The 13,374-nt window shown below is 38.5% G+C and carries 11 protein-coding genes; 5 read left to right on the top strand and 6 right to left on the bottom strand.

Annotated elements, in window-relative coordinates; translation table 11 throughout:
* The first annotated feature begins 149 nt into the window (after positions 1 to 149).
* Positions 150 to 1,268 carry a DNA polymerase III subunit gene (locus OK344_RS08920; RefSeq protein WP_265144465.1) on the top strand — a complete coding sequence of 373 codons (1,119 nt, stop codon included), beginning with the start codon at positions 150 to 152 and terminating at the stop codon, positions 1,266 to 1,268.
* Between the two features lie 109 nt (positions 1,269 to 1,377).
* Here the strand turns inward: OK344_RS08920 and OK344_RS08915 are convergent, their stop codons facing one another.
* The 6 genes from OK344_RS08915 to OK344_RS08890 all read right to left on the bottom strand — a co-directional run bounded on the left by OK344_RS08915 (position 1,378) and on the right by OK344_RS08890 (position 6,910).
* Positions 1,378 to 2,871 carry a carboxypeptidase regulatory-like domain-containing protein gene (locus OK344_RS08915; protein WP_265144464.1) on the bottom strand — a complete coding sequence of 498 codons (1,494 nt, stop codon included), beginning with the start codon at positions 2,869 to 2,871 and terminating at the stop codon, positions 1,378 to 1,380.
* Positions 2,872 to 2,883: 12 nt separating this feature from the next.
* Positions 2,884 to 4,257 (bottom strand): CsgG/HfaB family protein, encoded by a 1,374-nt coding sequence (locus OK344_RS08910; RefSeq protein ID WP_265144463.1) that lies wholly within the window; start codon positions 4,255 to 4,257, stop codon positions 2,884 to 2,886.
* 9 nt (positions 4,258 to 4,266) lie between these two features.
* Entirely contained in the window at positions 4,267 to 4,677 is a 411-nt protein-coding gene (locus tag OK344_RS08905; protein ID WP_088469151.1) for a curli production assembly/transport component CsgF, read from the bottom strand.
* An 11-nt stretch (positions 4,678 to 4,688) separates the two neighbouring features.
* Positions 4,689 to 5,420, bottom strand: a complete 732-nt coding sequence (gene csgH, locus OK344_RS08900; protein ID WP_265144461.1) for a curli-like amyloid fiber formation chaperone CsgH — start codon at positions 5,418 to 5,420, stop codon at positions 4,689 to 4,691.
* 9 nt (positions 5,421 to 5,429) lie between these two features.
* Complete coding sequence (locus OK344_RS08895; RefSeq protein ID WP_265144460.1) at positions 5,430 to 5,843, bottom strand: hypothetical protein; 414 nt, start codon at positions 5,841 to 5,843, stop codon at positions 5,430 to 5,432.
* A gap of 182 nt (positions 5,844 to 6,025) precedes the next feature.
* Positions 6,026 to 6,910 carry a hypothetical protein gene (locus OK344_RS08890; RefSeq protein ID WP_265144459.1) on the bottom strand — a complete coding sequence of 295 codons (885 nt, stop codon included), beginning with the start codon at positions 6,908 to 6,910 and terminating at the stop codon, positions 6,026 to 6,028.
* A gap of 236 nt (positions 6,911 to 7,146) precedes the next feature.
* On the opposite strand from OK344_RS08890, the gene OK344_RS08885 reads away from it, so the two are divergent.
* Genes OK344_RS08885 through OK344_RS08870 form a run of 4 tightly spaced genes read left to right on the top strand, consistent with a single transcriptional unit; the run spans position 7,147 to position 13,321 of the window.
* Positions 7,147 to 7,746, top strand: coding sequence for a TetR/AcrR family transcriptional regulator (locus tag OK344_RS08885; RefSeq protein ID WP_265144458.1), 600 nt, complete (start codon positions 7,147 to 7,149; stop codon positions 7,744 to 7,746).
* On the top strand, positions 7,746 to 9,083 hold the full coding sequence (locus OK344_RS08880; RefSeq protein WP_265144457.1) for a TolC family protein: 1,338 nt from the start codon (positions 7,746 to 7,748) through the stop codon (positions 9,081 to 9,083). Before OK344_RS08885 ends, OK344_RS08880 begins: the two co-directional genes overlap by 1 nt.
* Before the next feature lie 6 nt (positions 9,084 to 9,089).
* Positions 9,090 to 10,145 carry an efflux RND transporter periplasmic adaptor subunit gene (locus OK344_RS08875; protein WP_265144456.1) on the top strand — a complete coding sequence of 352 codons (1,056 nt, stop codon included), beginning with the start codon at positions 9,090 to 9,092 and terminating at the stop codon, positions 10,143 to 10,145.
* Between the two features lie 20 nt (positions 10,146 to 10,165).
* Positions 10,166 to 13,321 (top strand): efflux RND transporter permease subunit, encoded by a 3,156-nt coding sequence (locus OK344_RS08870; protein WP_265144455.1) that lies wholly within the window; start codon positions 10,166 to 10,168, stop codon positions 13,319 to 13,321.
* Positions 13,322 to 13,374: the final 53 nt, after the last annotated feature.

The raw sequence follows: 13,374 nt of genomic DNA, 5'->3' as shown, positions 1-13,374 counted from the left end.
TAAGGGGTACTGCTGGCAACGAAACAGAAATCCAGTTCATTGAAATATTTGGTGAAGAACCTCATTACGGTAAAAATATTTCTTCAAGACCAATGTTTTAATACAGCCCGGCAGTCGGGATGTGAATCAAAATTTTTTATCTTTGAAAAATGAATTGGGAACAGATCGTAGGCCAGGAAAACCTTAAAAAACTCCTGAGAGACAGCATTGCAAGCAACAGGGTAAGTCATGCTCAGCTTTTCATCGGCAAAGAAGGATACGGAACTTTGCCACTTGCAATGGCTTTTGCAAAGGAAATTTTCAGAAAAGAAAACGAACACTCATCCGCCAAGGTAGAACATCTTAATCATTTGGATTTACATTTCAGTTTTCCTGTGTTTAAAGAAAAAAGCAGCGGACTTTCCGATAATTTCCTTGAAAGTTTCAGGGAAATGATTCTTGCCAATCCTTACTCAAACAATGAAGACTGGACGAAAATTCTGGAGTCCGAGAACAAGCAACTGACTATTTATGCAGATGAAGTTGATGAACTGAACAAAAAATTCGCGCTGAAAAGTTTTGAAGGCGGAAGCAAAATCCTTATCGTTTGGCAGGCAGATAAGATGAATGTTTCTGCAGCCAACAAATTCCTGAAGTTTCTGGAAGAACCACCAAAAGACACGTTGATTATTTTAACGGCCGAAAACATCGATTTTATTTTACCCACAATTCTATCGAGAACCCAGTTGGTTGAAATTCCCAGAATTGAAGATCCCGACATCGAAAATTTCCTGAAAAACAATTACAAAATTGAAGAGGAAAAGCTGAAAGAAACAGTGTTTCAGGCTCAGGGAGACTGGAATATTGCGCAGAAAATTCTTCTTTCAGAAAATGGTGATACCGAATTCGAAGAGCTTTTCGTGATGTGGGTCAGGGAGGCATTTCAGGTGAAAAAGAAACCTGAGTTTTTGAAAAACATCGTTTTTTGGGGACGTAATATTGCAGGCTGGAACCGCGAAAAGCAGAAAAGTTTTCTGGATTACTGTTCCGAAATGTTTCGCCTCGCCCTTCTTCAGAATTATGGAAACGAAACTTTGGTTTACAAAAAAATAGATTCCGGAGGTTTTAAATGGGAGAGTTTTTCCCGATTTATTCACGGTGCCAATATTGAAGCGATTCTCACCGAAATTTCTGATGCAGACTATCATCTGGAACGTAACGCCAACTCTAAACTGGTCTGGACGGATTTAGGGATAAAACTTTCGCGATATATCCACAAAACTCCTTAGTACTATATTTAAAATTCGGAAATATGTAATGAATAAAGCAGAGTAAATTTCTCTGCTTTATCATAAAAACACATTGAGAAATAATAAAATTCTCATCCAAATAAAAACATCATTCCCAGTCCGGCATTTCTGCATTTGTGAATAAAGTGGTTCTCGTATTATCCTGTAAAGTAATTTTTAAAACATTTTTCACAGATATACCGTCATTCGAAGTGTTTGTGAAAATTACCTCCGCATCGTTAGGAGAAAATCGTGGATCCAAATCATTGCTGCCATCGGGTTTTTCGCTTTGCTCAGAAATATCGAGTATTGTATCGGTCTGCATATTATAAATAAAAAGGTGGGTATTGAGCTGTCTGTAATTATCATCCTGATGTCCGGAAACATCGTAAGTGTAAAGTAATAGGTTACCGTCTACTGAAAAGTTTAGGCCACCCGCTGCACCAGGAACGTTTTCGAGAATTGTTTTAATTGTATTTCCAAGCAAATCAATTATAAAGATTTTTACATTATAGCCGTTGGGATCATTTGTTTTTAAGGCAATTTTACTTCCGTCATAACTCCATTCACATTCGGTAATAAAACTTCCGTCTGGTGTGGTGTAAACAAGTTCGAGCCCGCTGCCATCTTTATTTATTCTGTAAAGTTTAGAAAAACTAGGGTACACAAATTCTTTTCCATTGGTCCTCCAGGAATAATCGAGTTCAGTATTGCTAAACCCTGCTACCGGAATTGCTGTTACTTTAAAAACTTCTGATCCATCAGGCTTCGTCGTGAATATATGGGTGTTTCCACCTTCAGTACGTAAAAAAGAAATAAGGCCCGCATTGTTATTCTTTCGCGGCCTCCAACTATTGAATGCAGCATCGGTTAAGTTATAGTTTGCGCCGTTCTCGTCACTGGAAATAATGATAAGATTTCCGTTCTCTTTCCTTACAAAATGATATCTGTTTTGTGGCACCTTGTTGGTTGTAAATTTAAATACAGCACTATACACATCACTGTGGATTCCATCATTCACGGCGACCTGCCAAAAATAACTTACACCATATTTCAGATCTTTAAGTGTGTACGTTGTTTCCTTCAAATCATTTATTTCAATTACATTAGTATTTAAATTATTCTTTACGATCAGTTTGTACTTCAGAACATCCAGCGAATCCGGATCTGTTGATTTCCAAGATAACTGAACGGTAAGAGGCTGATCTTGGGCGTTATCTGAAGGACTCAAAAGTTCAGGAACCGAAGGAGCTGTATTTAATGATTCATCATCATCCATTTCGAATGCCAGGGTTACAAGCTGACCGCTGTTCTTAAGATTCGCAGACTGAAAATTGTTGAGATAACCCGAAATCTCTGCTTTTACCGAATAATCACCGATAGGTACGTCTGTAATTTCAAAACTCCCATCTGCTCCCGTAAAAACAGTATTTGTAGATGGGGAAGTAGTAATTTTTGCGTTTTTTAAAGGATCGTTGGTTCCTCTTCGAACTACTTTACCTTTAATGGTGCCGGTCTGTACCTGATCTACTATTTCTTCTTTGCATGAAAACAAAGTGAGTGACAATAAACTGATGAGTACAAATGTATATAACGCTTTCATAATTTATTAGTTTTATTTATTACCGAAATAGTAATTAAGACCAAGACCGATTCTCATAATATTATCGTTCTGTTTTCCACTGACCAAACCATCCAGTTTATCACGGAATCCATAATCATACTGATAGTACAGTCTTGTAGAAAAATTATCACTGATAATATAATCTATACCTCCGCCCAGATTAGCTTTATAAAATGGTTTATATTCCGAAAATAAAGCTCCTACACCCGCATAAACAAACGGCGTAAACTTGAACTGAGGAAAAAACATATACTGTAAATTGAGTTCCGGTCCCACAAAGTTTCTATTGAGTACTGCAGTATTTTTAATTTTAATATTGTTTATGCTGGCTTCAAGACTGAAATTATCGTTTAAGGCCATGCTGATGCCAATTTTACTGCCCAATTTATTTTCGGCATTTTTATAGTCTCCGTTAATTTGCTGACTTTCTACAGATGCTGAAACTGATATTGCTTTTCTAATTGAATTTTTCACCTTATTTCCCAACAGCCTTTGATTATTGAGTTCGTTTTCTGCGGTGTAAGTGCTTATCAAATGATTTACGGCAGGATCTTTTTTATCAACAGCATTCCCCCAAATATCATTCTGTACCCCTTCAATAATCAGGGTTTTTACCGCTTTTTCAATGGCTTCAGTTACCGCAAGCTGTATGGGTTCGTTTTGTGTAAATCCTACTTCGGATTCTAGCAGCCGTTCCGTATCTATATATTTAAAAAAATTACCGCTAACTCCCGTGGAAAGTATATTTTTGGAGACATACACCGTTTTAAGAATTTCACCGTTTAAAGTTGATACTGCTCTCAGATATACTGTAATCCTGTCCTGTCTGTATTGTGTAGATCCGCCAATTCCGAAGTACCGCGCTCCAATACCGCCTGTCATTACATTACTGTCGTAAGAAATAATTCCGCCTTCAAGCAAAACGCCGGCAAAAAGCAGTGGAGGGAGCGTCTGTACGTTTTTATCACTTTCTTTTGAATATTCCTGGCGGGTGGAGCGTATGATTTGTCTTTCATTGAGAAGATTTGCGATATTTTCTCTTTCGATGGGAATAAACCATTTGCTGTCTTCCAAAGCTTTTATAAGAATTGTTGTAGTGCCCTGTGGAACGGCTGTACTCCAGTTATTTCCCATCTCCGAAGGTTTATACTGGCCTGTTTGGTCTCTGAATTTATAAACTCCGACTACGATTTTTTCCTTAGGTGGTGGAATCTGCTTTAACTCGGAAGTTAAATTGGTAACTTCTCCCAGCGTAGATTTTTCTCCATTTGCAGGTAAGTTAAAAATTGTACTGCAACTTTGAAGAGAGAATAAAAACAGGAAAAACAAAATATTGTTCCTTACAGAATGGGTAATTATTTTCATAGCGGTATTTTATCTTGGAATAATGATTTGAGATTGCTCACCAGTCTGGGTATCGAGAATATTGATAACCAAACCTTGTGATGCCTCCGAAACATCAAGAAAAAGAGAACCGAACATGTATTTTCCTGGTGCAATGCCTCCGTTTCCGAATTTGTCATCGATAAGTTTTCCTGTAAGCTGACTTAGAAGTTGGCGGTTCAGGCTTTGTGTGAAGCTGTCCATCGAGTTGAAATCATCCAGTAAATTGCCAAATTTATTATCACCGTCATCAAACTGATTTTGGGCATTTGCAGAGCTGAGTAACCACTGGTAATTGAATGTATCACCGCCAAAAGCCGGATTAATGGGTTTATAAACTATTTGTTGCGCAGATATGCCTGAAACAGCAAAAAATAGAAGTATGATTACATAATTTTTCATGGCTGGCTTTTTTAGTATCTGAATTCATTTCTAATCAAACTTTTTTTTCTGTTGTAATCCAGAATTATTTTTACACTTAAAGTTGCCTGTTCCGAAAGATAATCTTCACTTGGATTTGCAATAAAGCTGTATAAGGTTCTATCTTCTAACCCTATAGAAATCTGGCTTCCTCTTCCCATAGTCGGCGTTTCATCGATGGTAATTACACTGCTTATTTTCTCCGGCAATTTCGAATATTCAAGGTAAAAAAGGTCGTAGAAATCTTTACCTGCTTTTGTCTTGGTTTGATCTATAGTAATACCTTTTAATTCAAAGATTTCATTTTCATTGATATTCTTGATTTTATCCTGAAACATATTAGCGTTAATCTCTAAACTGTCTTTAGATACAGGCTTGTCAGTCTCCTCTTCTTTTATGAATAAAAAAACCTTTAATGCATCATTTTTTTGAATGTTAACACTCATCTGACTGAGGGTTTTGCTTTCATCCGGTTTTAATGTGAACTTGCCTGACTGCTTGTTGTTCGAAAGATTACCGGATTTACTTTTTTTTATAGAAACAAAAAGATAGTTAAGTTCTCGATAGGCGGTTGTGTGGTTACTTGCTGTAGCCTTTAGTGTTAGTTGTCCTTCAATAAAATTACTTTCGATTTTTGATGATATTTCACTTTTTTCCTGTTGTGCTTTTATTTGTTGAATAGAACACACAAGAAGAAAAAAAAATATAGGTGTTAGAATTTTCATCTTTAAGAATTAATAGTTTCTCATGTATATCGTCATATTATCTCCCTTTACATGTAACTGCATTTTCTCAGAAATACTGTTGCTTCCTACCACATCAATAATATTATTATTTCCCTGTGTCGTAATAACAGCGCTTGCACGTGTCTTTTCGAAAACATTATTGAAATTAAGATAATTGTAATCACCTAATTGTAAGGCTGAGAGATTGGTGGTGCTGTTAGCATATATTTCCGCAAAATTTTGAGTACCATATTGCACAGTTGTAACCTCATAGTTTTTAGTCGAAATAGAGTTATCCTGTATTTGGGCAACAATAGCCATAGCATTCTTGCTGTTGATATTCTCAAAAGAAAACTGTTGGCCTGTTACAACTAAAATGCACATCAGCAGATTTACAGACAATATTTTTGCTAAAGTATTCATGGTTAGGAAGATAAAATTAGTTATTACCCGTGATTTAAATATCCCTGCTATTTGTTAGTTTTATTTATAACAGTTTTCAGGTAGTGCTAAGGGTTATTTAACCCGGAACTTTTAACGTTAAAAGTTACGGAAAGAAAATAGGGGAACCTGATGATTCCCCTATAATTAAGAATGTAAACAAATTAGTTAGATTGTAAACTAACCAGTGTATTACTGTTTCCGATTTGAGTTCCTAAATGTACATGATTATTACCGGATTGTCCAACAAATGTATAGTTGTCATTACCTAGCTGTAAATCCATTGCGGTGTTGTCATTTCCACTTTGCCATTGGAACAGCGTATTATCATTTCCCACTTGCATTCCCATGTTGGTATTGTCGTTACCCACTTGCCATGAATCTGCATAATTATTATCACCTAGCTGTAAATGAGTCGCATTGTTATCGTTGCCATCTTGTGTTTGCCAAATATAATTGTCTGATCCCAATTGTGTTGCAGCAGCGTCATTTCGGTTGCCCCACTGTTCTTGTCTTACTACATTGTCAAAACCTACCTGAAGCGACGCGGCTGTATTTCTGTTACCGATTTGCTCTTGGTCTGAAAGGTTACCCATACCCAACTGTATTGTACTGGCATCATTTCGATTACCATCCTGGTATTGATAAGCTTCATTAAATGCACCGGATTGATCAGATGAAACGGTATTCCTATTCCCAATTTGCATTTGTTCAGTATAATTCAATAGACCTAGCTGTGAAGTTGAGGCCGAGTTTCTGTTACCGTGCTGCTCCACATCATTAATGTTCATAATTCCTACTTGGTCAACATCTATATTGTTTCTGTTACCATCACTCAACGCAAAATTCATGTTACCTGCTCCCACCTGATCAATGGTAGCAATGTTACGGTTTCCGTCCTGGGTAAGTAAATTAAGGTTTACTAAACCTGTTTGGGTAACATAGCCCTCATTTAAATTCCCTACTTGGGTTGATACATCAATATTCCCTTGAGAATATCCGAATCCGAAAGTCATAAGTGTAATAACACTTGCAAATAATTTTTTCATGGTTAAAAAATTTTATTGGTTAGTTTGTGAGACAAATGTAGAATGATTAGAAAATAAAAAAATCACCTTTTCAAATGAAAATTAAAATATCACCATAAACAATGATTTGTGAGGTGATTACACCTATTGCATTTATATCTTCAATATATTAAATTAATAGTACCAGTTAAAAAACTAGGAAACTTTTTTGGTTTATTAGTTTCCGTCGTTGTATATTTGCAGCAAAATTATCATCAATGGATAAAAAATTTCTGGAAAAAGTAGTGGAGCTTTTCATCGATAACGGTGCAAAGACGCTTACTATGGATGATATTGCAAAAGAGTTCGGAATGTCGAAAAAAACGCTTTATCATAAGTATGCAAATAAAGAAGCACTTTTGGAAGATGTTCTCGCATTTAAACTCGAAGAAGCCATCGTAAAACTTAAAGAACTCGATGTTCAGGTAGAAAATGCGGTAGAACGTATGTTCTGTCGTGATGAACATATTGAAAGGGCGGTACAGTCTAATAATTCGCTTCTTATTCGGCAACTTATCAAATATTATCCTGCCATTTTCAACAAACATATGATGGATTTCGCCGAAAAATTTTCGGAAGTAATGGTTCATAATATTGAAAGAGGCCGCCAACAGGGCTATTACCGTGAAGATTTCAATGCAACCATTTATGCGAAATTATTCTTTCAGCTTGCAATGTCCTACGACAGCTCACCGTTCCTGGACACCTCAATAATTGACAGAACCGAATACAACAACGAAGCATTTATGTTTTACATGAACGCAATTACAACCGAAAAAGGAAAAGAACAATTAAAAAAATATAACAATTTAAAATAATGAAGAAGATAATTTTAAGTTTCATCCTGTGTGGAGGCCTCGTCTTTGGTCAGGAAACTAAAGTGCTCACCCTTCCTGAAGCCATTTCCTACGCACTGCAGCATAAAGCAGAGGCTGAGAAAGCAAGGCTGAACATACGGAAAGGAGACGCACAGATTGCCGAAGTAAAGGCCAATGCTTATCCGAATATAAGTTTCAACAGCAGTACGGCATACAATCCGCTATTACAGGAAACGGTTTTGCCAGGCGAAATGTTTGGCGCTCCGGGACAGCAGGTAAAAGTTTCTTTCGGACAGAAATGGACCTCCAGCAACATGGTACAGCTTACCCAAAACCTTTTTAACCAATCGGTTTTTGTAGGATTGAAAGCGGCAAAATCTACAAAAGAATTTTACCTTATTAATGCCCAGCTTACTGAAGAACAGATTATCGAGAAAGTGGCAAACGCATATTTTCAGGTTTATCAGGCAGATCAAATGCTTAAAAATGCCGAAAGCAACCTCTCAATCACGAACCAAACCATTAAAATCATTAAAGGTTTATACGATGCAGGCTTAGCCAGAAAAATCGATTACGACAGGGTAGTGGTTGCAAGAAATAATGTGAGTTCAGGAGTTCAGCAACTTGAAAACACTGTGGATCTTACAGAAAATGCTTTGAAATTTATGATTGGGATGCCCATGTCCCAGGAAATTACGTTGCCTGAACAGACTTTCGAACCTGCATTACTTCCGGACCGAACAGCCGATTTATCAGAAAGAACCGAAATCAAACTCATGAATAAGCAGCTCGAACTGCTCGAATGGCAAAAAAAAGCTTCTGAAGCCGAATTTTATCCTACCGCAGCCCTCAGCGCTAATTACGGATTCCTTGGGCAAGGACAAAAAATGCCTTTGTGGAACGGCAAAGATGATGGCGTTTATTGGTCGGATATGGCATCCATTGCGCTCAATATTCGAGTTCCTATTTTCAACGGTTTCGCGACAAAATCAAGGGTTGAACTGAACAAAATTGAAATTGAAAAAGCCCAGGCAGATTTAAGAGAAACACAACTTGGATTAGATCTTGAACATAAAAATGCGATTACTAAACTGGAGAATAACATGACCATGATCGGCATGCAGGAAGAAAACGTAAAGCTGGCCGAAAACGTGCTCTCCAATACAAGAAGCAATTACCAGCACGGTCTCGCTACACTTAATGATATTTTGGATGCGGAGCGCGATCTCACCGAAGCAAAAAATAATCTTACAAAAGCAAAGCTCGATTACAAACTTGCAGAAATCGACCTGCTGAAATCTCAAGGTAAACTAAAAACTTTAAACGATATTAATTAATAAACTATGAAAAAAAATACCATCATTACAATATTGGCCATCCTCGGGATTGGTGTGGCTTTTTTCTTTATCCTTCAGCGCAACAAAAAAAGCAACGAAGAGAAAGTGGCTGTTGTAGCAGAGAAAAATAAGGATGTAGCAGTTCGTACCGCCACTGTAAAAACCGAAGATGTAAGCGGAGAATTTTCTGTTAACGGAACTTTCCTTCCAAACCGTCAGGCGCAGATCTCCGCAGAAATGGGCGGGCAGCTTATCGCTCTTTACGTTAAAGAAGGAAGTTATGTAAGAGCCGGACAAAGTATCGGAAGACTTGCCGGTGAAAAACTGAATGTTAATGTTTCAGGTGCAAAAGCAAATCTGGATAATGCAGTTATGGCCCTAAACCGTTATGAACAGGCTTATAAAACAGGTGGAGTTACTGCTTTGCAGCTCGATCAGGCAAGACTTCAGGTTAAAAACGCCAGAACTCAGTTACAGTCTGCAAACCTTCAGTCGGGCGATACCAATGTGGTTTCAAAAGTAAGCGGAATCGTAAACCAGAAATTTGTAGAAGTTGGAACTGTTGTTGGTGCCGGAACTCCTATTGTTGAAGTTGTAGATATCTCATCGGTAAAACTTAAGGTAGATGTAGATCAGTCTATGGTCAGCCAGCTTTCAGTAGGAAATACAGTAAAAGTTCAGCCTGATGTGATTGAAGGAGCGATTGACGGAAGAATCACATTTATTGCACCATCAGCTTCCGGCGCATTAAAATTCCCGGTAGAAATTACAGTACCGAACAGTTTTAATAAACTAAAAGCAGGAATGTACGGAACCGCAATATTCAACAGAAGTGGTGCAACCAACGTACTTACCATTCCACGTGATGCTTTTGTGGGAAGTGTAAGTGATAATCAGGTGTTTGTTGTAAGAAACAATATCGCCTATCTTACAAAGATTAAAGGAGGTGTAAACTACGGCGACCGTGTAGAAGTTATCAGTGGTTTGAAGGCTGGTGACGAAGTTGTAACCAGCGGCCAGATTAACCTGACAGATAAAACTCCTATCCGTAAACTTAAGTAATAATCGGTAAAAATAAATAAATGAAATTAGCAGAAGTATCGATTAAGAGACCCAGTTTGGTCATCGTAATGCTCGCATTACTGATCATTGGTGGGCTCTTCAGTTATACCCAGCTCAATTACGAGCTTATTCCAAAATTCGAAGTAAAGGTAGTAACCGTAGCCACAGTATATCCCGGTGCATCGCCGGCGGAGGTAGAAAATACAGTTTCCCGAAAAATAGAAGACGCGGTTTCGGCTTTGGAAGGCGTAAAGAAAATTCAGTCCAAATCATACGAAAGTCTTTCGGTAGTTATCATTCAGTTTAATAATGATGCCGATGTGGATTTTGCTTTGAATGAAGCCCAGCGCAAGATTAATGCGATCCGTTCCGATCTTCCAGAAGATATCGATGAACCTTCGCTTACCCAGTTCTCGCTTTCGGATATGCCGATTGTAAGAATGGGGGTAACCGGTAATTTGACTGAGAATGAACTCTACGAACTCATTGACCAAAGAATTCAGCCTGAATTTTCTAGGATTCCCGGCGTATCAAAAGTAGACATCATCGGTGGACAGGAACGCGAAATCCGCATCAACCTTAATCAGGAAAAACTTGAAGGTTACGGACTTACCATCCCCGAAGTTCAGCAGATGATCACCATGTCAAACCTCGATTTCCCAACGGGAAGTTTGAAGACCCGTGAAAACAGCACACTCATCCGTCTTGCAGGAAAAATTTCATCAGTTGAAGAACTCAGAAATCTTACCATTTCTTCAAAAAATGGTCAGAACATCCGCCTTTCAGACATTGCTGAAGTTCAGGATACGCAGAAGGTAGCAGATAAAATTGCTCGTATCAATCAGGAAAATACCATGATGCTCCAGGTACAGAAGCAGACTGATGCCAATGCAGTAGAGGTAAGTGAACTGGTGCAGATGAAAATCGCTCAGATTCAGGAGCAGTACAAAGACCGTAACATCAAAATTGCAATAGCCAGTGATACTTCCATATTTACCCTTGAAGCGGCGAATGCTGTAATCAAAGATTTATTGATTGCTATTGGGCTTGTGGCGTTTGTAATGATGTTCTTCTTACACAGTTTCAGAAACGCGCTTATTGTAATGGTGGCGATTCCAACATCGCTTATTGCGACATTTATTGGGATGTATATTCTGGGTTACAGTTTGAACCTTATGAGTTTGCTTGGGCTTTCCCTTGTGGTTGGTATTCTTGTGGATGACGCAATTGTAGTTATCGAGAATATTCACCGCCACATGGAGATGGGCAAGAATAAAGTGCGTGCATCTTATGACGGAGCAAAAGAAATTGGTTTTACCGTTACTGCCATTACCTTGGTAATTGTAGTGGTATTTCTTCCGATCGCGATGAGTTCCGGTTTGGTTTCAGATATTATTTCCCAGTTCTGTGTTACGGTGATTATCGCAACATTGCTTTCATTGTTAGTATCTTTTACCGTTGTACCTTGGCTTTTCTCACGTTATGGAAAGCTGGAAGTTATTGACAATAAATCTTTCTTTGGTAAAATACTTGAAAAATTCGAGGACGGACTTACCTGGTTTACCCACAAAATAGAAGGAATCCTGAAATGGAGTTTAGTAAACAAATTGAAAACTTTCGGGATTACCATTATTTTATTTGTTAGTGCAATTGCATTGGCAGCAATGGGTTACATCGGCTCCGATTTCTTCCCGGGAACTGATAAAGGAGAATTCCTGGTACAGATTGAAATGCCGAAAGACACTTCTCTTGAAGAAACCAATTTTATCACGCAGGATGCAGAAAAATATCTTGCGCAAAAACCTGAAATCGTAAAGATGATTACCTCGGTAGGTCAGGTGAGTGGAGGTATGGGCGCAATGCAGTCTACCAACTATAAATCTGAAATCAGTCTTGAATTGGTGCCTAAATCTGAAAGAGAAGATGATACCAAAGTATATGCTGCCAAGCTGAAACGTGAACTTGAAAAAGTATTGGTGGGTGCCAAAGTAACCACGGTACCGGTTGGATTTATGGGAGCAGAACAGGCTCCGCTCCAAATGACGGTAACCGGAACCACCCTAGAAGACGCAATGTCTTATGCAAAAACTGCCGAAGCGCAACTGCATAAAATTGACGGTGCCTCTGAAATAAAACTGAGTGTAGAAGAAGGAAATCCGGAAATTTCAGTTACGGTAGACCGTGATAAGATGACATCTCTCGGGTTGAATGTTGCTACAGTAGGACAAACGCTGCGAACCGCTTTCAGTGGAAATACCGACAATAAATTCCGTACCGGAAACAATGAATATGATATCAATATCATCCTGGATGAAGCCAACCGTACAAGTATTGATGACGTGCGGAATATCAACTTTGTTAATAAAGATGGTTTCAGAATTCAGTTATCGCAGTTTGCAGACATCAACTTTACTTCCGGCCCGGCGTTGCTTGAGCGTTATGACCGTTCACCTTCCGTTACCGTTCAGGCACAGACTGTAGGAAAAACAACCGGAGCCGTAGCTGCCGAATGGGAAGCAAAAATGGCTGAAGTTAAAAAACCTGCCGGTGTAAACTGGGTTTGGGGAGGTAATATGGAGAACCAAAGCGAAGGTTTCGGAACGTTGGGAGTAGCTTTACTGGCTGCGATTATGCTTGTTTACATGATTATGGTGGTACTTTACGATGACTTTCTGAAACCGTTCATCGTACTGTTCTCAATTCCGTTATCATTTATCGGAGCACTTTGGGCACTGGCATTAACCAACCAGAGTTTAAATATCTTTACGATTCTTGGTATCATTATGCTTATCGGTCTTGTAGCCAAGAATGCGATATTACTCGTAGACTTTGCCAACCACAGACTCGATAAAGGCGAAACCATTGAGAACGCGCTGATTCAGGCGAACCATGCAAGGTTAAGACCGATTCTTATGACAACCATTGCGATGGTTTTCGGTATGCTTCCAATTGCGTTGGCTTCCGGTGCTGCTGCGGAAATGAATAATGGTCTGGCGATCGTTATCATTGGTGGTCTAATTTCATCGCTTTTCCTTACGCTGATCATTGTACCTGTGGTATATCTGATCGTTGTAAAACTGGAATACCGTTTTTCTAAAAAGGAAAAAACAAACTACGAAGAAGAAATGGTGGCTGATTACGAGCACATCCATCCAGAACAGGAAATTGATTTTTAATCAACAACTTTTCTAAATAAAAAAATCCCTGAAGTTATTTCAGGGATTTTTTT

It is taken from the genome of Kaistella yananensis, from assembly GCF_026107505.2.
GTDB classification, from domain to species: domain Bacteria; phylum Bacteroidota; class Bacteroidia; order Flavobacteriales; family Weeksellaceae; genus Kaistella; species Kaistella yananensis.
This window is presented reverse-complemented; position numbering and strand designations above follow the sequence as displayed.

Bases quoted from the DNA above. Each gene is read 5' to 3' on its own strand.
- OK344_RS08920 (WP_265144465.1), top strand. From the start codon at position 150: ATGAATTGGGAACAGATCGTAGGCCAGGAAAACCTTAAAAAACTCCTG.
- OK344_RS08915 (WP_265144464.1), bottom strand. From the start codon at position 2,871: ATGAAAGCGTTATATACATTTGTACTCATCAGTTTATTGTCACTCACT.
- OK344_RS08910 (WP_265144463.1), bottom strand. From the start codon at position 4,257: ATGAAAATAATTACCCATTCTGTAAGGAACAATATTTTGTTTTTCCTG.
- OK344_RS08905 (WP_088469151.1), bottom strand. From the start codon at position 4,677: ATGAAAAATTATGTAATCATACTTCTATTTTTTGCTGTTTCAGGCATA.
- csgH (WP_265144461.1), bottom strand. From the start codon at position 5,420: ATGAAAATTCTAACACCTATATTTTTTTTTCTTCTTGTGTGTTCTATT.
- OK344_RS08895 (WP_265144460.1), bottom strand. From the start codon at position 5,843: ATGAATACTTTAGCAAAAATATTGTCTGTAAATCTGCTGATGTGCATT.
- OK344_RS08890 (WP_265144459.1), bottom strand. From the start codon at position 6,910: ATGAAAAAATTATTTGCAAGTGTTATTACACTTATGACTTTCGGATTC.
- OK344_RS08885 (WP_265144458.1), top strand. From the start codon at position 7,147: ATGGATAAAAAATTTCTGGAAAAAGTAGTGGAGCTTTTCATCGATAAC.
- OK344_RS08880 (WP_265144457.1), top strand. From the start codon at position 7,746: ATGAAGAAGATAATTTTAAGTTTCATCCTGTGTGGAGGCCTCGTCTTT.
- OK344_RS08875 (WP_265144456.1), top strand. From the start codon at position 9,090: ATGAAAAAAAATACCATCATTACAATATTGGCCATCCTCGGGATTGGT.
- OK344_RS08870 (WP_265144455.1), top strand. From the start codon at position 10,166: ATGAAATTAGCAGAAGTATCGATTAAGAGACCCAGTTTGGTCATCGTA.